The organism is Shinella sumterensis, assembly GCF_004514425.2.
GTDB lineage: Bacteria > Pseudomonadota > Alphaproteobacteria > Rhizobiales > Rhizobiaceae > Shinella > Shinella sumterensis.
On sequence record NZ_MYFN02000005.1, the window covers coordinates 201,799 to 223,490 of the forward strand.

At 66.7% G+C, this 21,692-nt stretch carries 18 protein-coding genes; 13 read left to right on the plus strand and 5 right to left on the minus strand.

Annotated elements, in window-relative coordinates:
* The first annotated feature begins 2 nt into the window (after window positions 1-2).
* From B5M41_RS12320 to B5M41_RS12355, 8 genes are all read left to right on the plus strand, one after another.
* Window positions 3-449: an RbsD/FucU family protein gene (locus B5M41_RS12320; RefSeq protein ID WP_134648564.1), complete on the plus strand. Its 447-nt coding sequence runs from the start codon at window positions 3-5 to the stop codon at window positions 447-449.
* Between the two features lie 209 nt (window positions 450-658).
* Window positions 659-1,648: an ABC transporter substrate-binding protein gene (locus B5M41_RS12325; protein WP_134648566.1), complete on the plus strand. Its 990-nt coding sequence runs from the start codon at window positions 659-661 to the stop codon at window positions 1,646-1,648.
* An 84-nt stretch (window positions 1,649-1,732) separates the two neighbouring features.
* Window positions 1,733-3,286, plus strand: a complete 1,554-nt coding sequence (locus tag B5M41_RS12330) for a sugar ABC transporter ATP-binding protein (protein ID WP_134648568.1) — start codon at window positions 1,733-1,735, stop codon at window positions 3,284-3,286.
* 83 nt (window positions 3,287-3,369) lie between these two features.
* Window positions 3,370-4,344 (plus strand): ABC transporter permease, encoded by a 975-nt coding sequence (locus B5M41_RS12335; protein ID WP_134648570.1) that lies wholly within the window; start codon window positions 3,370-3,372, stop codon window positions 4,342-4,344.
* A 1-nt stretch (window position 4,345) separates the two neighbouring features.
* Entirely contained in the window at window positions 4,346-5,362 is a 1,017-nt protein-coding gene (locus B5M41_RS12340) for a zinc-binding alcohol dehydrogenase family protein (protein ID WP_134648572.1), read from the plus strand.
* A 182-nt stretch (window positions 5,363-5,544) separates the two neighbouring features.
* Complete coding sequence (gene phaZ, locus B5M41_RS12345) at window positions 5,545-6,843, plus strand: polyhydroxyalkanoate depolymerase (protein WP_134648574.1); 1,299 nt, start codon at window positions 5,545-5,547, stop codon at window positions 6,841-6,843.
* Between the two features lie 128 nt (window positions 6,844-6,971).
* Window positions 6,972-7,406, plus strand: coding sequence for a DUF2852 domain-containing protein (locus B5M41_RS12350; RefSeq protein WP_134648576.1), 435 nt, complete (start codon window positions 6,972-6,974; stop codon window positions 7,404-7,406).
* Between the two features lie 142 nt (window positions 7,407-7,548).
* Window positions 7,549-8,310: a M48 family metallopeptidase gene (locus B5M41_RS12355; protein ID WP_134648578.1), complete on the plus strand. Its 762-nt coding sequence runs from the start codon at window positions 7,549-7,551 to the stop codon at window positions 8,308-8,310.
* A gap of 24 nt (window positions 8,311-8,334) precedes the next feature.
* On the opposite strand, the gene B5M41_RS12360 is transcribed toward B5M41_RS12355, so the two are convergent.
* The gene (locus B5M41_RS12360; protein WP_134648580.1) at window positions 8,335-8,529 is read right to left on the minus strand and encodes a YqaE/Pmp3 family membrane protein; all 195 of its coding nucleotides are present in this window, start codon (window positions 8,527-8,529) and stop codon (window positions 8,335-8,337) included.
* 129 nt (window positions 8,530-8,658) lie between these two features.
* Between B5M41_RS12360 and B5M41_RS12365 the strand changes: the two genes are divergently transcribed.
* From B5M41_RS12365 to B5M41_RS12385, 5 genes are all read left to right on the plus strand, one after another.
* The gene (locus B5M41_RS12365) at window positions 8,659-9,333 is read left to right on the plus strand and encodes a phosphoribosylanthranilate isomerase (RefSeq protein ID WP_134648582.1); all 675 of its coding nucleotides are present in this window, start codon (window positions 8,659-8,661) and stop codon (window positions 9,331-9,333) included.
* Window positions 9,330-10,550, plus strand: a complete 1,221-nt coding sequence (trpB, locus tag B5M41_RS12370; RefSeq protein ID WP_134648584.1) for a tryptophan synthase subunit beta — start codon at window positions 9,330-9,332, stop codon at window positions 10,548-10,550. Before B5M41_RS12365 ends, trpB begins: the two co-directional genes overlap by 4 nt.
* A gap of 1 nt (window position 10,551) precedes the next feature.
* Window positions 10,552-11,391, plus strand: a complete 840-nt coding sequence (trpA, locus tag B5M41_RS12375; RefSeq protein ID WP_134648586.1) for a tryptophan synthase subunit alpha — start codon at window positions 10,552-10,554, stop codon at window positions 11,389-11,391.
* Window positions 11,392-11,480: 89 nt separating this feature from the next.
* Entirely contained in the window at window positions 11,481-12,392 is a 912-nt protein-coding gene (accD, locus tag B5M41_RS12380; RefSeq protein ID WP_134648588.1) for an acetyl-CoA carboxylase, carboxyltransferase subunit beta, read from the plus strand.
* Between the two features lies 1 nt (window position 12,393).
* Window positions 12,394-13,737 carry a bifunctional folylpolyglutamate synthase/dihydrofolate synthase gene (locus B5M41_RS12385; RefSeq protein ID WP_134648590.1) on the plus strand — a complete coding sequence of 448 codons (1,344 nt, stop codon included), beginning with the start codon at window positions 12,394-12,396 and terminating at the stop codon, window positions 13,735-13,737.
* Between the two features lie 53 nt (window positions 13,738-13,790).
* Here B5M41_RS12385 and trxA read toward each other — a convergent pair whose 3' ends face one another.
* From trxA to B5M41_RS12405, 4 genes are all read right to left on the minus strand, one after another.
* Window positions 13,791-14,111, minus strand: coding sequence for a thioredoxin (trxA, locus tag B5M41_RS12390; RefSeq protein ID WP_134648592.1), 321 nt, complete (start codon window positions 14,109-14,111; stop codon window positions 13,791-13,793).
* A 108-nt stretch (window positions 14,112-14,219) separates the two neighbouring features.
* On the minus strand, window positions 14,220-17,780 hold the full coding sequence (gene addA, locus B5M41_RS12395) for a double-strand break repair helicase AddA (protein WP_134648594.1): 3,561 nt from the start codon (window positions 17,778-17,780) through the stop codon (window positions 14,220-14,222).
* On the minus strand, window positions 17,773-20,961 hold the full coding sequence (addB, locus tag B5M41_RS12400; RefSeq protein ID WP_134648595.1) for a double-strand break repair protein AddB: 3,189 nt from the start codon (window positions 20,959-20,961) through the stop codon (window positions 17,773-17,775). The genes addA and addB overlap by 8 nt, the downstream gene beginning before the upstream one ends.
* Window positions 20,958-21,692 (minus strand): nucleotidyltransferase family protein, encoded by a 735-nt coding sequence (locus B5M41_RS12405; RefSeq protein ID WP_134648597.1) that lies wholly within the window; start codon window positions 21,690-21,692, stop codon window positions 20,958-20,960. Before B5M41_RS12405 ends, addB begins: the two co-directional genes overlap by 4 nt.

Here is a 21,692-nt window from a genome sequence, read left to right on the forward strand (position 1 = left end):
CCATGTTGAAAGGCATTCATCCCCTGCTCGGTCCCGACCTGCTGCATGCGCTGCGGTCGATGGGCCACGGCGACGATATCGTCATTGCCGATGCCAATTTTCCGGTGACGTTCCTCGGGCCCAGGGTCGTGCGCGCGGATGGCGTGGATGCCGTCGCGATGGCCGAGGCGATCCTGACCCACATGCCGCTCGATACCTTCGTGCCGAAGGCCGCCTGGCGCATGGAGGTCGTGGGCGATCCGGGTGCGGTGCCGGAGGTCTGCGCCACCTTTCAGGAGGTCGTGCATCGCCATGCGGGCGATTTCACGATCCATCCGGTCGAGCGTTTCGCCTTCTACGAGATGGCGCGCAAGGCGGCCTGCATTGTGGCCACGACGGAAGCCCGTCTTTATGGCAATCTGATCTTGAAGATGGGTGTCGTACACCCGCAGGAATCCGTCCGGGTCTAGGGCCCGACGCCGTCGTTTGGGAGGACGAGGGCATGGACTGGAGTGCTGGAAAACAAGGTTTCCGAGAGAGAAATGCCCCGCTTGCCAAGGCATGGAAGCGGGTGTAGCTTGCAACGATAAATGTTTTTTATCGATAAAAGATCGAGTTGTTCGCTTCCTGCAACCCGATCCCGCAAGGAGGACAGGAAGCACCTGAGAGGAGAAACCAGATGAGCATTGTAAGATCGCTTCTGACCCGCCGCGCCTTCACCGCGCTTGCGGGTGCCGCAGTCCTCGCCACGATGACCCCGGCGCCGTCTTTCGCGCAGGAAGTCACCATTCCGATCATCGTGAAGGACACCACCTCCTTCTACTGGCAGATCGTGCTGGCCGGCGCGCGCCAGGCCGGCAAGGATCTCGGCGTCAAGGTGCCGGAACTCGGCGCCCAGTCGGAAGCCGACATCAACGGCCAGATCACCATTCTCGAAAACGCGGTGGCCGGCGCACCCGCCGCCGTGGTCATTTCGCCCACGGAATTCAAGGCGCTCGGCAAGCCGATCGACGAAGCCGCGAAGTCCGTTCCGATCATCGGCATCGACTCGTCGGCGGATTCCAAGGCCTTCACCTCGTTCCTGACGACCGATAACGTCCAGGGCGGCCGCATCGCCGCCGATGGCCTCGCCGCCGCCATCAAGGCCGCGACGGGCAAGGACGAGGGCGACATCGCCATCATCACCAGCCTTCCCGGCGTCGGCTCGCTCGACCAGCGCCGTGAAGGCTTCCTGGATGAGGTGAAGACCAAGTATCCGGGCCTCAAGGTGGTCGCGGACAAGTATGCGGACGGCCAGGCCACGACCGGCCTCAACATCATGACCGACCTCATCACCGCCAATCCGAACCTCGTCGGCGTCTTCGCCTCCAACCTCATCATGGCGCAGGGCGTCGGCCAGGCGATCGCGGAAAACAAGCTCGGCGACAAGATCAAGGTCATCGGCTTCGACAGCGACGAAAAGACCGTCGGTTTCCTCAAGGAGGGCGTGCTGGCCGGCCTCGTCGTGCAGGACCCCTACCGCATGGGCTATGACGGCGTGAAGACGGCGCTCGCCGTCTCCAAGGGCGAGAAGGTCGAGACCTTCGTCGATACCGGCGCCAACCTCGTGACCAAGGACAACATGGCCGATCCCAAGATCGACGCCCTGCTGAACCCGAAGGTCAACTGATCGGCCGGGCCTTCGCGGCCCTGCCACATCCCGCCCGGGCTCTGCTTCGGGCGGGATGCCGTCCCCAGTCCGGGAGAAAACGCCATGAGCAGCCTCGAAGAACTCAGCCGCCGGCATGAAGACCAGGCCGGGCTTGCCGAATCCGACACCGTGCCGCGCGGCGCGCCCATCCTCGAATTGCGTGGCCTGCAGAAGAAATACGGCCTCGTGGAGGCGCTGAAGCCGGTGACGGTCAGCTTCCTGGCGGGTGAAATCCACGCCATCGTCGGCGAGAACGGTGCCGGCAAATCGACGCTGATCAAGCTTCTGACCGGGGTTATCCGGCGCACGGCCGGCGAGGTCTTCTGGTGCGGCAAGCCGGTGCAGCTCGCCACCCCCACCGAGGCCATCTCCCGCGGCATCAACGCGGTGCATCAGGAAGTCGTGCTGTGCCCGCACCTCTCCGTGGCCGCCAACATGTTCCTCGGCGATGAGATGAACCGCAATGGCCTGATGCGCAAGGCCGCCATGGAAAAGGCCGCGCAGGCGGTGCTGGACGATCTCGGCTTCCACTTGCCGGCCGGCGCGCGCCTGGAGAGCCTCACCATCGGCCAGCAGCAGCTGGTCGCCACCGCCAAGGCCGCCATGCGCGGCATCCGCTTCATCATCTTCGACGAGCCGACGGCCTATCTGACCCGCCAGGAATCGGCCCAGCTCTTCCGCCTCATCCGCCGCCTGCGCGATCAGGGCGTCACCGTCGTCTATATCAGCCACCGCATGGAGGAGGTCTTCGAGCTGGCCGACCGCGTGTCCGTGCTGCGCGACGGCACCCATGTCGGCACGCGCCTGATCGGCGAGACCAACGAGAACGAGCTGATCGCCCTGATGATCAACCGCTCGATAGAACAGATCTACCACAAGGAGCAGGTGCCCATCGGCGATGTCATCGTCGAGACGAAGGGCCTGTCCGGCCCGGGTTTCGAGGATGTCTCGATGACGGTCCGCGCCGGCGAGATCGTCGGCCTCTACGGCCTCATCGGGGCGGGACGCAGCGAGTTCGCGCTCGGCCTCTACGGCCGCCAGCCCGTGACCGCCGGAGAGATCGTCTGGGAGGGCCGCAAGGTTTCCATTCCCAATGAGCGGGTCGCCATGGCGCTCGGCATCGCGCTTGCGCCGGAAAGCCGGCGCGACCAGGGCCTGTGCCTCAACCTGCCCATCGGGCTCAACATCAACCTGCCGGTTCTCAAGCGGCTGAGTTCGGGCCTGACGATTAGGCGCGGCGATGCCGCCCGCAACGCCGAGCGCCAGATCGCCGACCTCCGTATCAAGACACCGTCGCGCCATGTGCTCGCCTCGGCCATGTCCGGCGGCAACCAGCAGAAGATCGTCATCGGCAAGTGGCTGAGCCATGGCGCCCGGCTCTTCATCTTCGACGAGCCGACCGTCGGCGTCGATGTCGGCACCAAGGCGGAAATCTACCGGCTGTTCGGCGCGCTCCTCAAGCAGGGGGCGGGCATCATCCTGATTTCGTCCTACCTGCCGGAGGTCTACGAGCTTGCCGACCGGCTGCACGTCTTCCGCGGCGGCCGGCTCGTCGCCAGCCACGACCACCGGGCGGCCACGCACGAGGACGTCCTGACCCAGGCCATCGGCAGTTAGAGCAGTGCCGGCAGGACTGCGCGGCGGCATTCGTCCGCAATCGCGCAGGACAGGCTGAGCGTCGCGCAGAAAGGGAGAAGAACATGAGCGTTGAGACGACCACGGAAAGCGCACCGGCACCCAGAAAGGGCACGAACATCCTGCTCGGCCTGACGCTGCTCGGGCTCCTGCTGGCGCTCTGGGTGGCGCTGGGCTTTGCAACGAATGCCTTCTGGTCGCCGAACAACATCTCGAACCTGCTGCGCCAGGGCGCGATGACGGCGATCCTCGCCGTCGGCCAGACCTTCGTGATCATCACCGCCGGCATCGATCTTTCGGTGGGGGCCATTGTCGGCTTCACCAGCGTCATCGTCGCCTGGCTGCTGCAGGCCGGCGTGCCGCTCTGGGCCGCCATCATCCTCACGTTGCTGATGGGCGTGGCGATCGGCGCCTTCCACGGTTTCGGCATCGTGCGCATGGGCCTGCCGCCCTTCATCATCACGCTGGCGACGCTGACCTCGCTGCGCGGGATCGGCCTCCTGATCACGAACGGCTCCACCATCTCGATCACGCACGAGGGGTTCACCAACTTCTCCCGCGCGGATTTCCTGGGCATCCCGAGCCTGTTCTGGATGGTCATCCTGGTGGGCATCCCCGCCTTCATCTTCCTCCATCTCTCTCGCTTCGGGCGCTATCTCTTCGCCGTCGGCTCCAACAAGGAGGCGGCGCGGCTTTCCGGCGTGAATGTCGACCGGACGATCTATCTCGCCTATATCCTGTCGGCCACCTGCGCGGCCTTCGTCGGCCTGTTGCTCGCCTCGCGCATCGGCATCGGCAATGCCACGCAGGCGGAAGGCTGGGAACTCCAGGCGATCGCCTCGTCGGTGATCGGCGGCACGAGCCTGTTCGGCGCGGTCGGCTCGGTGCACGGCCCGCTGCTCGGCGCCTTCATCCTCGCGACCATCAACAACGGCGCCAACCTGCTCAACGTCAATTCGTTCTGGCAGCGCATCATCACCGGCCTGCTGATCATCGTGATCGTCTATTTCGACCAGTTGCGTCGCCGCGGAAGCCGCTGAGATGAGAGCCGTCATCTGCCTTGAACCCGGCCGCCTTGCGCTGGTCGAACGGGAGCCGCCGGCCAGCGTTCCGCCGGGCTGGGCGCGCGTCGCCGTCAGCCATGTCGGCATCTGCGGCACCGATTACCACATCTTCGAGGGCAAGCACCCGTTCCTGGAATATCCGCGCATCATGGGCCACGAGATCTCCGGCACCGTCGTCGAGCCGGGCGAAAGCGGGCTGACCACCGGCATGACGGTGGTGGTCAATCCCTACATTTCCTGCGGCACCTGCATTGCCTGCCGCAAGGGCAAGCCCAATTGCTGCACGGCGATCCGCGTGCTCGGCGTGCACACGGACGGGGCCTTCTGCGAGGAGATCGTCGTGCCCGGCGAAAACCTCTATCCGGCCGAAGGGCTTTCGCCCGAGGCCGCGGCCATGGTCGAGTTCCTGGCCATCGGCGCGCATGCCGTGCGCCGCTCGCTGGCGCCGGAAGGGTCGCGGGCGCTGGTCATCGGCGCCGGGCCGATCGGTCTCGGCACCGCGATCTTCTCGCGCATCGCCGGCCATGCGGTCACGATGATGGATACCTCCGCCGAACGGCTGGCCATGGCCGATACGCGTTTCGGCTTCCGGGACGGCCTGCTTGCGGGCGCGTCGGCCGCCGCCGATGTCGCGCGGATGACCGATGGCGAGGGCTTCGACGTCGTGTTCGACGCGACCGGCCACGCCGGCTCGATGGAGGGCGCCTTTGCCCATGTCGCCCATGGCGGCACGCTGGTGCTGGTGAGCGTGGTGAAGGACGAGATCCGGTTTTCCGACCCGGAATTCCACAAACGCGAAATGATGCTGGTCGGCAGCCGCAATGCGCTGCGTGTCGATTTCGATCACGTCATGGCCAGCATGCGGGCGGGCCGGGTGCCTGTCGAGGCGCTCGTCACCCACCGCACCACGCTGGAAGAGGCGCCCCAGGATCTCGCCCGCTGGGCAACGCAGAAATCCGGGTTGATCAAGGCCATCGTGCACGTCGCGGCCTGAACCGCGGCGGTGCGGGCCGGGCCGCAACCCGTTCATTTCCCGGAAAGGATCCCGCGTCTAGGATGCCGGCGTGGCATGTTGCCACGCAGCGAAAACCTGTTAGTGTTTTCGCAACTGCGGAAACCGGGTGAGACGGTGCGGCGGCCCAACGCCCCGCATCGGGAAATGGGATAACGCGACCGATGTATTATCAGCTCTATGAACTCAACCATGCGATGATGGCGCCCTGGCGCGCGGCGGCCGACCAGATGCGGATCGCCTTCCGCAACCCGCTCAACCCGCTCGCGCACACCTATCTCGGCCGCACGATGGCAGCGGGCTTCGAGGTTCTCGAGCGCAGCACCCGCCGCTATGGCAAGCCCGATTTCGACCTGCCGCAGACCACCATCGACGGCAAGAGCGTGTCCGTGCATGAGAGGATCGTCTGGAAGCAGCCCTTCTGCAATCTCATCCATTTCGAGCGCTGTCTGCCGGCGGGCCATCCCAAGGACCCGAAGATCCTGATCGTCGCGCCGATGTCCGGCCACTATGCGACGCTGCTGCGCGGCACCGTGGAAGCGCTGCTGCCGCATGCCGAGGTGCACATCACCGATTGGGTGGATGCGCGCATGGTGCCCTTGGCCGACGGCGGCTTCGACCTCGACGATTACATCGATTACGTCATCCAGATGCTGCATGCGCTGGGACCGGATACCCATGTCGTGGCGGTCTGCCAGCCGGCGGTGCCGGTGCTGGCCGCTGTCGCGGTGATGGAAGCCGACGACGACCCGCTCGCGCCCTCCACCATGACGCTGATGGGCGGGCCGATCGACACGCGCATCAACCCGACCGCCGTCAACCAGCTGGCAAAAGAAAAGCCGATCGAGTGGTTCCGCGACAATGTCATCATGCCGGTGCCGTGGCCGCAGCCGGGCTTCATGCGCATGGTCTATCCCGGTTTCCTGCAACTGTCGGGCTTCATGTCGATGAACCTCGACCGCCACGTCGTCGCCCACAAGGAGTTCTTCGCCCATCTCGTGAAGAACGACGGCGACGCGGCCGAGAAGCACCGCGATTTCTACGACGAATATCTCGCGGTCATGGACCTGACGGCGGAGTTCTACCTCCAGACCGTCGAGACGGTGTTCATGAAGCACGCCCTGCCGAAGGGCGAGATGATGCACCGCGCGCGCCCGGTCGATACGACCGCCATCCGCAACGTGGCGCTCTTGACCGTCGAGGGCGAGAACGACGACATTTCCGGCGTCGGCCAGACCAAGGCGGCGCAGACGATCTGCACCAACATCCCCGATGACATGCGCATGCACTACATGCAGCCCGATGTCGGCCATTACGGCGTCTTCAACGGCTCGCGCTTCCGCAAGGAGATCGCGCCGCGCATCGTCTCCTTCGTGCAGGCGCATGGCAAGGCGTCCAGGGCCAAGCCGGCCAAACCGGTGCCGCGGGTCATCAAGGGCGGAAAATCCGACGGTGCGGCCTGATTTTTCAGGCCGTTTACAGGCACTTGCCCGAATTAACCTTGTGCTGTCTTGAACGCGACCGGCGGTCTAACCACATCGGATTCACCGGAAACCGAGGTGGTTTCCGCCGATCGTGAGGAAGATTGCACATGAATCAGTCAGCCCTGATCCGTCCCGACTGGACCCCCGCGACCATCGCCCTGATGGTGCTCGGCTTTGTGGTGTTCTGGCCGCTCGGCCTCGCCATGCTGGCCTACATCATCTTCGGCGACCGCCTGAAGTCCTTCAGGAAGGACGCCAATGATGCCGTCGATGGCGTGTTCGCCTCCTGCCGCAGCGCCTTCGGCCGCGGCAAGGGCCCGGCCTTCCGCCGTGCCACGGGCAATGTCGCCTTCGACGACTGGCGCGACGCCGAGCTGTCGCGCCTCGACGAGGAACGCCGCAAGCTCGACGAGATGCGTGAAGAATTCGATTCCTATGTCCGCGAGCTTCGCCGCGCCAAGGACCAGGAGGAGTTCGACCGCTTCATGCGCGAGCGCCGCAACGAAGGCAAGGGCGACGTCCCCGGCTTCCCGGCAACGTAAGCCGCCTGCGCTCTCGTCATGGCCGGGTCAACCTGGCCATGATGCGGAGAGGCTGGACAAGCACTGAAATCGACCGGCGCCGCGAGCGCCGGTTTTTTGTTGGGCCGTTTCAGACGGTCTCGAATCGGCTAAGAAGAACAGCATGTTTCCCTCGTTCCGCACGCCCAGAAAGGCCCTGAAGTCACCGCCTCCGCCGGAGCGGCGGGAGATCGACGTCAACGGCCGGCAGCTGCCGCTCACCATCCGGCGGGATCTGCGCGCGACGCGCCTGACGCTGCGCATCGAACCCGGCGGCCGGGCGCTGCGCATGACGGTGCCCTCGGGCATCGCAGAGCGCGACATCAAGGATTTTCTGGATCGTCACCAGGGCTGGCTGATGACGAAGCTTGCGAGGTTCCGCACGACGAACGAACTGGCCGATGGCGGCTATGTCATGGTCCGCGGCGTGTCCCATCGCATCGAGGCGACGGGCCGCCTGCGCGGGATCACCGAAGCGGTGGTGGTGGACGACGAGGCGGTGCTGCGTGTCGGCGGCATGGAGGAAAGCATTCCCCGCCGCATCTGCGATTTCCTGAAGAAGGAGGCGCGGCTGGATCTCGACCGGCTGGTCGCCGTTCATGCCGGCCGGATCGGGCGCAAGGTCAAGTCGATGACGCTGCGCGATACCCGCAGCCGCTGGGGCTCCTGCTCGGCGGACGGCGCGCTCAGCTTCTCCTGGCGCATCGCCATGGCGCCGCCCCATGTCATCGATTATCTCGCCGCCCACGAGGTGGCGCATCTCCAGGAGATGAACCACAGTGCGGCCTTCTGGGCCTTGTGCGAAAGGCTCTGCCCCGCGACGGAGGAGGCCAAGCGCTGGCTGAAGCGCAACGGCAGCCTCCTGCACGCGGTCGATTTTGGCTGATCCGGCCCGACAGCGCGGTGAAGTCTAACGCCGGTTGCCGAGCGCCTCGCTGATCTTCCTGTCGGTGTTGTATTGGCCAAGCGCATAGACGGCCCAGATCGCGGCGGGCAGCCAGCCGATCAGCGTGACCTGCAGGATGAGGCAGATGATGCCGGCAACAGGTCGCCCGATGGTGAAAAACGCGAGAAAGGGCAGGAGGATGGCGATGATGAGCCGCATGATGGTCTCCGATCGGTCGTTTCCTTCCATATGGGCCCGGCAACGCGGCGGACAAGGGCGTCGCAGCAAGCCCTATTGCCGCCGTCTTTCGGCTCGACTCTTCCGGTGATTCGTGCGACTTCGTCCCCCATGACACTCGATATCAAGATCTGCGGTTTGAAGACCGAGGATGCCGTCGACAAGGCGGTGGCGCTCGGCGCGACCCATATCGGCTTCATCTTCTTTCCCAAGAGCCCGCGCAACATCGAGCCGGCCGATGCCGGCCGGCTGGCCGATCGCGTGCGCGGCCGCGTCAAGATCGTCGCGGTGACGGTCGATGCCGACAGCGATACGCTGGACGAGATCGTCGACCAGCTTTCGCCTGACATTCTCCAGCTGCACGGCAAGGAAAGCCCCGAACGGGTCCTCACCGTCAAGGCGGTCTATGGCCTGCCGGTCATCAAGGCCTTCTCGGTGCGCGAAGCCGACGACCTCAAGAAGATCGATCCCTATATCGGCATCGCCGACCGGTTCCTCTTCGATGCCAAGCCGCCGGCAGGCTCTGAGCTCCCGGGCGGCAACGGCGTTTCCTTCGACTGGAACCTCATGCATTTGCTTGACGGAAGCGTGGATTACATGCTTTCGGGTGGGCTGAACAAGGATAACCTCGCCGAGGCGATCCAGCTGACCGGCGCGCCCGGCATCGACACCAGTTCCGGCGTCGAGAGTGCGCCCGGCGTCAAGGATCTCGGCCTGATCGAAGCGTTTTTTGAAGCGGCACGAAACGCGCAAAGCGAAACCGCCGTCGCAGGGAGAGGCACGTGAACCAGTCACCCAACCTGAATTCGTTCCGCGAGGGACCGGATGAAGACGGACGCTTCGGCATCTTCGGCGGTCGTTTCGTTGCCGAAACCCTGATGCCGCTGATCCTCGATCTCCAGGAAGAGTGGAACAAGGCCAAGACCGATCCGGCTTTCCAGGCCGAACTCAAGGACCTCGGCGCCCACTATATCGGCCGTCCGAGCCCGCTCTATTATGCCGAGCGCCTGACGCAGCATCTCGGCGGTGCAAAGATCTACTTCAAGCGCGAGGAGCTGAACCACACCGGCTCGCACAAGATCAACAACTGTATCGGCCAGATACTGCTTGCCAAGCGCATGGGCAAGACGCGCATCATCGCCGAAACCGGTGCCGGCCAGCACGGCGTTGCCTCCGCCACGGTCGCCGCGCGCTTCGGCCTGCCCTGCGTCGTCTATATGGGCGCGACCGATGTCGAGCGTCAGGCGCCGAACGTCTTCCGCATGAAGCTGCTCGGTGCGGAGGTGAAGCCCGTCACCGCCGGCAGCGGCACGCTGAAGGACGCCATGAACGAGGCGCTGCGCGACTGGGTCACCAATGTCGACGACACCTATTACCTCATCGGCACCGCGGCCGGGCCGCATCCCTATCCGGAGCTGGTGCGCGATTTCCAGTCGGTCATCGGCACGGAAGCGCGCGAACAGATCCTGGCCGCCGAAGGCCGCCTGCCGGATATGGTGATCGCCGCCGTCGGCGGCGGTTCGAACGCCATCGGTATCTTCCATCCGTTCCTGGACGACAAGGACGTGCAGATCGTCGGCGTCGAGGCCGGCGGCCGGGGGCTGGAGGGCGAGGAGCATTGCGCATCGCTGACCGCGGGTTCCCCGGGCGTGCTGCACGGCAACCGCACCTATCTGCTGCAGGACGAGGACGGCCAGATCAAGGAAGGCCATTCCATTTCGGCCGGTCTGGATTATCCCGGCATCGGTCCGGAACATGCCTGGCTGCACGATATCGGCCGTGCCGAATATGTGCCGATCATGGATGACGAGGCGCTGGAGGCCTTCCAGCTGCTGACCAGGCTCGAAGGCATCATTCCCGCGCTGGAGCCGAGCCATGCCATCGCCGAGGTGATCAAGCGCGCCCCGAAGATGGGCAAGGACCAGATCATCCTGATGAACCTCTCGGGCCGCGGCGACAAGGATATCTTCACCGTCGGCAAGATCCTCGGCATGGAGCTTTAAGATGACCGCACGCATGGACAAACGTTTTGCGGATCTCGCAGCCGAAGGCCGCCCGGCGCTCGTCACCTATTTCATGGGCGGCGATCCCGATTATGCGAGCTCGCTGGAGATCATGAAGGCGCTGCCCAAGGCAGGCTCCGATGTCATCGAGCTGGGCATGCCGTTCTCCGATCCGATGGCCGACGGCCCGGCGATCCAGGTGGCCGGCCAGCGCGCGCTGAAGGCGGGCCAGACGCTTGCCAAGACCATCCAGATGGCGCGCGATTTCCGCCGCGAGGACGATGCGACGCCGATCGTCATGATGGGCTACTACAACCCCATCTACATCTACGGCGTCGAGCGTTTCCTCGATGACGCCGTGGAGGCCGGCATCGACGGCCTCATCGTCGTGGACCTGCCGCCGGAGATGGACGACGAGCTGTGCATCCCGGCGCTGGCGCGCGGCATCAATTTCATTCGCCTCGCCACGCCGACCACGGATGAAAAGCGCCTGCCGGCCGTGCTGAAGAACACCTCGGGCTTCGTCTACTATGTCTCGATGAACGGCATCACCGGTTCGGCCCTGCCGGATCCGTCGCTGATCGGCGACGCGGTCGGTCGCATCAAGGCGCATACCAGGCTGCCGGTCTGCGTCGGCTTCGGCGTCAAGACGGCCGAACACGCCCGCGCCATCGGCGCGTCGGCGGATGGCGTCGTCGTCGGCACCACCATCGTCAACCAGATCGCCTCCAGCCTGACGGCGGACGGCAAGGCGAGCGCGGCCACCGTTCCCGGTGTCGAGACGCTCGTCAGGAGCCTCGCATCGGGCGTGCGCGCATCGCGCCTTGCGGCGGCGGAGTAAAGTTCCCACATGGGACCGGAAAGCAAATCCAGGAGAACCGTGAAGCGGTTTTCCGCCCGGAATTGCGCAGATTAACGGGAGTCTAGACCGTGAACTGGATCACGAATTACGTTCGGCCGAAGATCAACTCGATGCTCGGCCGCCCTGACCGGGATGTGCCGGAAAACCTCTGGATCAAGTGCCCGGAAACCGGCGAGATGGTGTTCCATCGCGATCTCGAGGAAAACAAGTGGGTCATCCCGGCCTCGGGCTACCACATGAAGATGCCGGCGAAAGCCCGCCTCAAGGACCTGTTCGACGATGGCGTCTTCGAGTCGTTGCAGCAGCCGAAGGTGGCGCAGGACCCGCTGAAGTTCCGCGATTCCAAGAAATATGTCGATCGCCTGAAGGACAGCCGTATCAAGACGGACTTGGAGGACACGATCCTCGCCGGCGTCGGCAAGGTGCGCGGCGTCAAGCTGGTCGCCGTCGTGCATGAATTCAGCTTCATGGGCGGTTCGCTCGGCATCGCCGCCGGCGAAGCCATCATCAAGGCTTTCGAGCGCGCCATCGCCGAGAAGTGCCCGCTCGTCATGTTCCCCGCCTCCGGCGGCGCGCGCATGCAGGAAGGCATCCTCTCGCTGATGCAGCTTCCGCGCACCACGGTCGCCGTGGAAATGCTCAAGGAAGCGGGCCTGCCCTATATCGTCGTGCTCACCAACCCCACGACGGGCGGCGTGACGGCGTCCTACGCCATGCTGGGCGACATCCATCTCGCCGAGCCGGGCGCCGAAATCTGCTTTGCCGGCAAGCGCGTCATCGAGCAGACCATCCGCGAGAAGCTGCCCGAGGGCTTCCAGACGTCGGAATACCTTCTTGAGCACGGCATGGTGGACATGGTCGTCAAGCGCCACGATATCCCCGCCACGCTTGCCCGCCTTCTGAAGATCCTGATGAAGAAGCCGGCCGCTTCCGCACCCGTGGTGGAAAAAACCGCCGCCGTCGCCATCGCGGCGCAATAACATGACGGGCGTCGCGGTCAGCGAAGCGGCGCTGGAGATCGAGAAGCTTCTCGGTCTCCACCCCAAGGGCTTCGACCTCTCGCTCGACCGCATCACGCGGCTTCTCGCGGCGCTCGACAATCCCCACCTGAAACTGCCGCCGGTCATCCATGTGGCCGGCACCAACGGCAAGGGCTCGGTCACGGCCTTCTGCCGGGCGATCCTCGAGGCCCAGGGCCTCAGCGTGCACGTCCACACCTCGCCCCACCTCGTCAATTGGCACGAGCGCTATCGCCTCGGTGTCGCCGGCGGCCGTGGGCAGTTCGTCGAGGACGCCGTTCTCGCCGATGCCGTGCGCCGCGTGGCCGATGCCAATGGCGGCGAGAAGATCACCGTCTTCGAAATCCTGACCGCCGTCACCTTCCTGCTGTTTGCCGAGCATCCGGCGGATGTGGCGATCATCGAGGTCGGCCTCGGCGGCCGCTTCGATGCCACGAATGTCATGCCGCGACCGGCCGCATGCGTCATCATGCCGATCTCGCTCGACCACCAGGCCTATCTCGGCGACCGGGTCGAACTCATCGCCGCCGAAAAGGCCGGCATCATGAAGCGTGGCGTGCCCGTCGTCATCGGCTACCAGCCGGAAGAGGCGGCCCGCGACGTGCTGATCGAGATCGCCGAGCGGCTGGGCTGCCCGCACGCCGTCTACGGTCAGGATTTTCTCGCCCATGAGGAATTCGGCCGTCTCGTCTATCAGGACGAGTTCGGCCTTGCCGATCTTCCCCTGCCGCGCCTGCCGGGCCGGCACCAATATGCCAATGCCGCCGCCGCCATTCGCGCCGTCAAGGCGGCCGGTTTTTCTGTCGGCGAGCCGGCGATCGAGACGGGGCTGTCACGCGTCGAATGGCCGGGCCGCCTGCAAAGGCTCCCCGATGGCGCGCTCTTCCGCCTCGCCCCGCCCGCAAGCGAGATCTGGGTCGATGGCGGTCACAATCCCGGTGCGGGACAGGTCATTGCCGAGACCATGGCGAATTTCGAGGAGCGCGAGGCGCGTCCGCTCTTCCTCATCACGGGCATGATCAACACGAAGGATCCCGTCGGCTATTTCGACCCGTTCCGCGGGCTGGCCGAGCGGGTCTTCACCGTGCCGATCCGCGGCTCCGATGCCGGGCTCGACCCCGCCGCACTCGCCGAGGATGCCGCACGCGCGGGCCTCGAGGCCGCACCGCTTGCGACGGTGGGCGAGGCGCTGGTGGAGATTGTGCGCATCACGGCCGAGGATTCGGTGCCGCCGCGTATCCTGATCGGCGGTTCGCTCTATCTCGTCGGCGACGTGCTGGCCGACAACGGCACGCCGCCCACCTGACAACAAAAAGCCCGGCTTCGAGCCGGGCTTTTCGGTTGGACCGGTCGGGCCGATCAGGCGGCGCCGGAAATCCAGGACGACAGGGCCGTCTTCGGTGCGGCGCCGACCTTGATGTCGGCCACTTCGCCGCCCTTGAACATGGCGAGCGTCGGGATCGAGCGCACGCCGAACTGGGCGGCAAGCTCCGGGTTCTCGTCGATGTTGAGCTTGGCGACCTTCACCTTGCCGGCGAGTTCCGTCGAGATTTCTTCCAGCGCAGGCGCGATCATCTTGCACGGGCCGCACCATTCGGCCCAGAAATCCACGACGACCGGCTCTGCGGACTTCAGCACTTCGGCTTCGAAATTGGACTGGTCGACTTTAACGGTAGCCATAAGGGCTGCTCCTTGAATGGTGGGTGTTGCACAAGATGTGATGCCGCCGGGCTGCGTTTTCAAGCCCGTCAGGGCGCGCACCATGGGCGAAACGTCCTGTCCCGTATCTCACTTTGCCGTGAGTTCGGCAAGGCTCGCCTCCATCAGCGCCGTCTCCAGCCAGAAGGTTTTCGCCGCCTCCGTATAGATCAGCCCGCAGCGGATCTCCCGGCCGGGATAGAGCGGTGCGAGGATTGCGCGGTAGATGGCGAGCTGCGCCCGGTGCTCGAACGGGATGGCGTCGACGGTATGAGGCGGCACGCGGTTCGTCTTGAAATCCACGATCTCGACCGCGCTCTCCGTCACCACCATGCGATCGATGCGGCCGGATACCGCAAACTCCCGGCTGCCCAGCATCAACGTGCCCATGATGGAGACTTCCGCGCGCGCCGCGGATGAGAAGACGGCGCGCAGGCTCTCGTCGTCGATGACGTGAAGCGCCGCCGCAATCAGCCCGGCCCGCGCGCTCTCCGGCCAATGGGCGGCCGCCCGCTCCAGATAGCGCCGCGCCGCCGCCGGCCGCTCGGCGGGGTCGAAGCCCGGCAGGACCTGCAGGAAGCGGTGCAGGATGCGCCCGCGCTCCAGCGCAAGCCCGGCGCCCGGCGGGCCGCCTTTGCCCTTGCCGAACAGGGCGGAGGGCACGAGCAGATCGGCCGCATCCGTCTCGATCACCGCCGCCGCACCCGAGGGGCTGAGCGGCCGCGGAAGGGATTTCTGCGGTGGAAGCGGTCTTGCAAGCGCCTCCGGAAGCGTGATCTGCGGCTTTTCCTCGGCGCTTGCCACCGTCACGTCGCCGATCGCCGCCGCGCCCGCCTCGCGCCAGGACAGCCCCTCCCAGCTTTCGCTGCGCGTCGAGAAGGTCGCCTCCACGCAACGCTGCGTATCGGCGGCGAGCGCCGTCGCGATCATCGTGTGCCAGGTGTCCTTGTTTTCCTGCCGCCCGCGATAGCCGCAGACGATCAGCCGGTCGGCCGCACGCGTCATCGCGACATAGAGCAGGCGGCGATATTCCTCCTCGGCGCTGTCCTTGATGCGCTCCGCATCCGCTTCCGTCAGCGTGTTGGCAAAGTCCTTGAGCGGCAGCCAGGCCGGCAGGCCGCCGACAAGATCCGTCGTCGAGAGAAAGCGCAGCTGCGGCATGTGGCTGTGGCTGAAGGGCTTGGCGCCGCCGTCCACGAGAAAGACGACTGGCGCCTCCAGCCCCTTGGCGGCATGCACGGTCATGATGCGGATCTCGCCGCGCGCCTTGTCCTGTTCGCGCTTGACCGTCGGCGCCTCCAGTTCCAGCGTGGAGACGAAGGCCTGCAGGCCGGGCAGGCCGTTGTCCTCCTGCTCCAGGGCGAAGGTCAGGAACTCGTCGATGATCTCGCCCGCCTCGACGCCGAGCCGCGCGAGAAACGCCCGCCGCCCGCCGCCCGCGCCGAGGATGCGCGCATAGAAATCATGCACGGATTGCGTGCCCGCATCGGCAATCAGCCGCTCCAGCCGCGCGACGATGGGCGCAAGGCGGTCGTCCGACGCGGCCACGCTGCAAAGATGCGCCCAGAGCGCCTCGTTCTCGCCGCGGCGGGCGGCAAGTTCGAACAGCGTCTCCTCGCTCAGGCCGAAGAGCGGACTTTTCAGGAGGGCGGCGAGCGACAGATCGTCCTGCGGCAGCACGGCGAAGCGGCCCAGCGCCATGAGGTCCTGCACGGCGATATGCTTTGTCAGCACCAGCCGGTCGGCGCCCGCCACCGGCAGGTCGTGGCGTTGTTTCAGCGTGCGTGTCAGCGCGTTCACGAAGGCGTCGCGCTTGCGCACCAGCACGATGATGTCGCCGGCCGCCATGGGCCGCGCCTTGCCCTTTTCCGTCACCGTCTCATGGCCGATCCAGCCGGCAAGCGTATCGGCGATGCGCCGCGCCAGCACGTTGATCGGCGCTTCCTCGGCCACCGCGTCGAAGGGCGCGGTCCAGTCCTCCTCGTCGAGGCCGGGCGGCGCGGCGATCATGCTCCAGACATCGACGGCCCCCGGCTCGCGCCCGCGATTGGAGGCATGCACGATATCGCCGCCGTCGGGGGTGAGCCCGCGCGCATTGGCGGGATCGAGAAACACCTGGTCGACCGCCGAAAGCACGTCCCGCGTCGAGCGGAAGGACAGGAGCAGGCGGATCGGGCTGAAGGCGGTTTCGGCCACCTGGGTGCGCCGGGCGACCGCCCGGCCTTCCTCCGCAAACCGCTCGGGCCGTGCGCCCTGGAAGGAGTATATCGACTGTTTCTCGTCGCCCACGGCAAAGATCGTGCGGCCGGCGATGCGGGCCGTTTCGCCGGCGAAGAAATCGTCCGTCAGCGCTTTCACGATCTGCCACTGGCGCGGGCTGGTGTCCTGCGCCTCGTCGACGAGGATGTGGTCGATGCCCTGGTCGAGCTTGTAATGCACCCAGGCGCTCACCCGGTCGCGGGTCAGAAGCGTCGCCGTGCGGTCGATCAGGTCGTCGAAATCGAGCAGGCTGCGCGCCCGCTTCAGGTCTTCGTAGTCGCCGGTCAGCCGCTCGGCGATCACGAGCGCCGCCTTCGTCGCCTCATACATGCGAAAGCGCCGCAGGCGGTCGTCGCAGGCGATGACATGGGCCTGCGCGGACAGCAGGGCCGCCTCGAAATGCGGCGCGCTGTCGCGCACCTTCTTCGAGAGGAAGGATCGGTCGATGCTGCGCGGCGAGCCGGTCGCCGTGAAGAACAGATCGTGCAGCGCCGCCCGGCGCGCTTCGGCATCGGTGAGGCGCATCACGCCGCGCAGGCCGGCGGCCGAGGTCTTCACCGTCTCGCTGCCGAGGTTTTCCGCCGCCGAGAGATAGGCGTCCAGTACCGCCCCGTTCAGCCCGTCGAGCGGCCAGAAGGCGGCGAGGATGTCGTCAGCCGTTTCCTGCGGGCCAAGACTCGTTTCCCGGCGAAGGATCGTCTCGATGCCGCCGGCCGCGTCCGCCCGCTCGAGGAAATCGCGGATCGGCCTGCGGCTGGCGATGATGTCGGAGAGCAGCCGTTCCAGGCCGGTATCGTCGGCAATGTCGAGCACCGTGGCGAAGGCATCCGCCAGCGCCTGGTCGTCCTCGCTCGCCGTCGCCGTCAAGAGCGTGCGCCGCGCATCCGCCAGCAGCACGGCCGCCGCACGGTCGTCGAGCACGGAGAAGTGGCCGGCGACATTGGCCTCGAGCGGAAACTGGTGCAACAGCGCTTCACAGAAGGCGTGGATGGTCTGGATCTTCAAGCCGCCCGGCGTTTCGAGCGCGCGTGCAAAGAGCCGCCGCGCCTCCGCGAGCTTGAAGACGTCGGGCCGCGCGCCCTCGATGGCCGCCACCCGGTCGGACAGGTCCTCATCCGAGAGCGTCGCCCATTCGGCCAGCCGCTCGAAGACGCGGTTCGACATTTCCGAGGCGGCGGCCTTGGTATAGGTCAGGCAGAGGATGGCGGATGGCCGGCAGCCGGCGAGCAGCAGCCGGATCACCCGCTGCGTCAGCACATGCGTCTTGCCCGAGCCGGCATTGGCCGAAACCCAGGCCGAGCGGGCGGGATCGGACGCCATCGCCTGTTTCTGCGTGGTCCAGCTCAGCCAGGCGGCCGGCTCCGCCGATGCGGGACGGTCGTCTTCAAGCATCGTCGCTCTCCCCGCCGTTTTCGGCAGACGACCATTCGGCGACACGCGCCAGATGGTCGTATTCGCCGCCATAGTCGCGCTCCTGTTCTGGAATGAGCCGCGAGGCGAAGCCGAAGCGCCCTTCGATCAGCCCGGTCAGCAGCTTCTCCAGCTCCGCCAGCGCCTCCTCGCCAAGGTCGAACGCGGATTTCGGCGTCGTGCTGGCGGATTTCGCGTGTTCGTTGTTGACCTGCTCGACCTTGAAGCGCTCGCCGGGCTTCAGGCGCACATAGAGAAGATTAGCCGGGTCGCGGCGTCCCGGCCCGCGGAAGGCCCCGCGCCGCATCGCCGCCGCCTCCAGCGCCAGCTGCGGATCGAGCAGCGCGCGCGCCACCTTGAGCGAAGGCGTGCTGCCGGTCTTGTAGTCGAGAATGTCGGCGCTGCCGTCGGGCAGGATGTCGATGCGGTCGGCAATCCCGGTCAGCCTTATGTCGCCGACCGAGAGATCGAGCGACGCCGGCACCTCCGTCAGGCTCTCGCGCACGCCGCCGGCCCGCTCGCCATGCCAGGCGACGAAGGCGCGGGCGACGGCGGCAAAGCGCGGCCGCCAGACGGCATCGATATGCGGCGGCAGCGCGACCGCGTCGAATTCCTCGTGCAGGATGCGGTCGATCAGGGTAAGCGGTTCGCCGGTCTTCTCCTCGCGCACGAACCGGTCGACGATGCGGTGATAGAGCGAACCGCGCTCGGCCGGCCCGGGGTCGAGGTTGAACGGCGCGATGGGGTCGAGCCGCAGGATATGCCGCGCATAGATCGCATAGGGGTCGCGGCGCAGCCGCCCGACCTCGCTGAAGGAATATTTCTTCGGTTGCAGCCCGGCCGGCGGTTTGGGCGATGGGCGCGGCGCGTTCGGCACGCTCTGGCCCTGATCGATCCGCCCGGCCCAGTCGATCAGGTCGCGGCCGCGGCTGCGCAGGTCGTTCGCCAGCGAAGGACCGCCGACGGCGAGCAGCCGTTGCAGCCAGCGCGAGGCGACGGTCGGGGCGGTGCCGTTGCGCAAGGCCCGTGTGAGGATCAGCTTGCGCGTGCCCGCGGCCATCTGCAGGTCGTGGCCGAGCTGGCCGATGCGGCGCTCGGGCGGCTCCAGGCCGATCTCCACCTTCATGATGCGGGAGAGAAAGGCGTCGTTGGCCGCCTGGCCTGGCCAGGTGCCCTCGTTGAGCCCGCCGATGACCACGGTATCGACGCTCTGGAGGCGCGATTCGAGCGCGCCGAAGATGAAGACCCGCGGATGGCGCATCGAGCGCGGCTTGACGCTTTCGCTCGCCGCCAGCGCCTCGATGATATCGCACCATTGCGGCCCGTCGGCCTCGATCTGCCCGTCGGTCTCCATCACGCTCTTGAGCAGGTTGGCGAGGCTGTCGCCCGCCTCGCCGGACCACAGCGCGGCCAGGTCGTTGCGCTCGTCGATGGCGACGGCCTCCAGCGCACGGCCGGTGCGCTCCGCCCAGTCCGAGACGGCAAGCCTGGAAGAGAAGCGCCGCCCCGTGCGGCTCTGCTGCACGAGCACACCGGCGAGCGGCTCCACCGCGTCTGCTACGCGCCTTGCAAGCGTGCGCGCCAGGGGAAGGGCGGTTTCCGGCAGCGCACTGCGCCAGCGCGGCGGGTGGCGATCCTCGGCCTGCCGCGCCAGCGCGGCGTCGAGCAAAGGCTCCAGCGTCGAGATGTCGATTTCCGCCGTGCCGCCGCGCAGGGCCGTCAGCTCCAGTGCCGTCACCGCGTCGCGCCGGTCGTCGGCGGAAAGTCCGAAGCGGGCAAGCGGATGTTTCAGCAGCGCCACGAGCGCCACGGGATCGCCGGGGCGCAGGGCCGCCTCGGCGAGCAGGCGCAGCAGCGTGCCCTGCGGGGTGGAAAGGAGCGGCGTGCCGGCGGAATCGTCCGCCTCGATGCCGAAACGGGCCAGCTCGGCGGCGACGCGCCGGCCGAGCTTGCGGTCCGGCGTGATCAGCGCGGCCTGCGCGTCCGGGCCGTCCTCCAGCGCAAGCCGCAGCGCGATGGCGATCGCCACGGCCTCCTCGCGTTCATTGGCCGCTTCCACCAGCGCGACGTCGCGGAAGGCATCGGCCACGCGCCCGGCATCCAGTGTCGAGCGCACGTCGCCCCAGCCCGCCGTCGCCTGCGTCGGCAGGAATGCACTGGAGAGGATCCGCGCGCGGTATTCCAACGTCTCCGGCGGCGTGCCCAGCGGCTCGACATCGTCGCGCGTGCAGCCCATGCGGGCGAGCAGGCGGTGGAGGCCGTATTGCGGATGGCTGCGCGAGGCCGCATCCGGCTTGCGCGTCGTGTCCGCGCCGCCGCCCTGGTGCCCGACGAGCAGCCAGTCGGTGTCGCTCATGAAGCGGTCGAGGCCGGGCAGGATGACGACGCCGTTCGGCAGCTTTGCCACTGCCGCGATCAGCCCTGCGGTGGCGGGAATCGAGCCCGTGGAGCCGGCGATGATCACGGGGCCTGCCGGCGGCGTGTGGCGATAGCGCTCCGTCTCGGCATGCAGCGTCGCGTTGCGGCGCAGTGAAGGGGAGGAGCGGCCGAGTTCTGCCAGCCGCGCCGGCCAGAAATCGCTGGCGATCTTCAGGAATTCGGCCGTCAGCTGCCACCACAGCGCATGGTTGGACGTATCGAGCGTATCGAGCGCCGTCCAGTCCAGCTCCTCCGTCTCCATCGCATCGATGATGTCGGCGAGATTGCGGGCAAGCCAGACGGCATCCGCCGGGCTGGCCGGGGCGACGAGCGGGCTTTCGGCATGCACCGCGGTCACGGCGGCAGGCAGCTGGTTGCGCCAGGCCAGCACGAGGCGGGCGAGTTCCAGAAGCCGCGTCGGGCCGGAGAGCGGCTCGGCCATGTCGAGCAATGCCGGCGCCACCTCGTCGAAGAAACCGCTGTCGTCCTCGGTCTCGCCCAGCGCCCGGATGGTGGGCAGGATGGCCGAGCGGCCGCCGAACAGGTCGACGAATTCCGAGCGCAGCACGCGCGCGGAGCGGCGGGTCGGCACATAGATGGTGACATCCGCCAAGGCCAGCGGATCGGCGGGATCGTAGGTGAAGCCGGGCACGAGCCGCCCGTCGACAAGCGCTTCGGCGACCGTCTTCAGGAAGGGCAGGCTCGCCGGGATCGTGTAGATCCGGCCGCCCGGCGCGCCGCTCATGCCGCCGCCTCGCCGAACGAGGCGATCACGGCCTCCGCCGCGCCGACCGCCTCGGGCGTGCCGACGGTGATCCAGTGCCCGTCGAGCAGCATGCCGTGAAGCCGCCCCTTTTCGATGGCCCGGTCGAAATAGATGTTGAGGTTGAAGGCGTCGTCGGGCGCGTCGTCGAGCAGGCCCGGCATCAGCACCAGGGCACCGGCATAGACGACCGGCGTGCCGAAGCCTTCACGATAGCGGGTGAGGCGTCCGGCATCGTCGAGCGAAAAATCGATCTTGCCGTTATGGCCTGTCGTATCCTCCAGCCGCACGCAGAGCATCAGCATGTCCATGGCGTCAGGGTCGAACCGTTCGGCAAGCCGCTGGAGATTGGTTGTTTCGCCGGCTTTTTCGCCGATCCAGAAGAGATCCGCGTTCATCACCATGACCGGCCCGCGCCCGAGCAGCTTCAGGCCCCTGGCCAGCCCGCCGCCGGAATTCATCAGCCGCTCCGTCTCGTCGGAGAGAAGGATTTCCGGAACCGCGCGGCGGGCGAGATGCGCACGCATCTGCTCGGCGAAGTGATGCACGTTGACGACGGCGCGCGTGATGCCCGCTGCGGCCAGCGCATCGAGCCCGTAGTCGATCATCGGTTTTCCGGCGATCGGCACCAGGGGCTTCGGCATCGTGTCGGTGATGGGCCGCAGGCGCGTTCCAAGGCCGGCGGCCAGCACCATGGCGTCTTCGATCTTCAT

Coding starts and splice junctions, on each gene's coding strand:
- B5M41_RS12355 (WP_134648578.1), top strand. CDS start 7,549: ATGTTTCCCTCGTTCCGCACGCCCAGAAAGGCCCTGAAGTCACCGCCT.
- trpA (WP_134648586.1), top strand. CDS start 10,552: ATGACCGCACGCATGGACAAACGTTTTGCGGATCTCGCAGCCGAAGGC.
- B5M41_RS12385 (WP_134648590.1), top strand. CDS start 12,394: ATGACGGGCGTCGCGGTCAGCGAAGCGGCGCTGGAGATCGAGAAGCTT.
- B5M41_RS12335 (WP_134648570.1), top strand. CDS start 3,370: ATGAGCGTTGAGACGACCACGGAAAGCGCACCGGCACCCAGAAAGGGC.
- trxA (WP_134648592.1), bottom strand. CDS start 14,111: ATGGCTACCGTTAAAGTCGACCAGTCCAATTTCGAAGCCGAAGTGCTG.
- B5M41_RS12365 (WP_134648582.1), top strand. CDS start 8,659: ATGACACTCGATATCAAGATCTGCGGTTTGAAGACCGAGGATGCCGTC.
- B5M41_RS12330 (WP_134648568.1), top strand. CDS start 1,733: ATGAGCAGCCTCGAAGAACTCAGCCGCCGGCATGAAGACCAGGCCGGG.
- B5M41_RS12340 (WP_134648572.1), top strand. CDS start 4,346: ATGAGAGCCGTCATCTGCCTTGAACCCGGCCGCCTTGCGCTGGTCGAA.
- addB (WP_134648595.1), bottom strand. CDS start 20,961: ATGAGCGGCGCGCCGGGCGGCCGGATCTACACGATCCCGGCGAGCCTG.
- B5M41_RS12325 (WP_134648566.1), top strand. CDS start 659: ATGAGCATTGTAAGATCGCTTCTGACCCGCCGCGCCTTCACCGCGCTT.
- addA (WP_134648594.1), bottom strand. CDS start 17,780: ATGCTTGAAGACGACCGTCCCGCATCGGCGGAGCCGGCCGCCTGGCTG.
- phaZ (WP_134648574.1), top strand. CDS start 5,545: ATGTATTATCAGCTCTATGAACTCAACCATGCGATGATGGCGCCCTGG.
- B5M41_RS12320 (WP_134648564.1), top strand. CDS start 3: ATGTTGAAAGGCATTCATCCCCTGCTCGGTCCCGACCTGCTGCATGCG.
- B5M41_RS12350 (WP_134648576.1), top strand. CDS start 6,972: ATGAATCAGTCAGCCCTGATCCGTCCCGACTGGACCCCCGCGACCATC.
- B5M41_RS12360 (WP_134648580.1), bottom strand. CDS start 8,529: ATGCGGCTCATCATCGCCATCCTCCTGCCCTTTCTCGCGTTTTTCACC.
- B5M41_RS12405 (WP_134648597.1), bottom strand. CDS start 21,692: ATGAAGATCGAAGACGCCATGGTGCTGGCCGCCGGCCTTGGAACGCGC.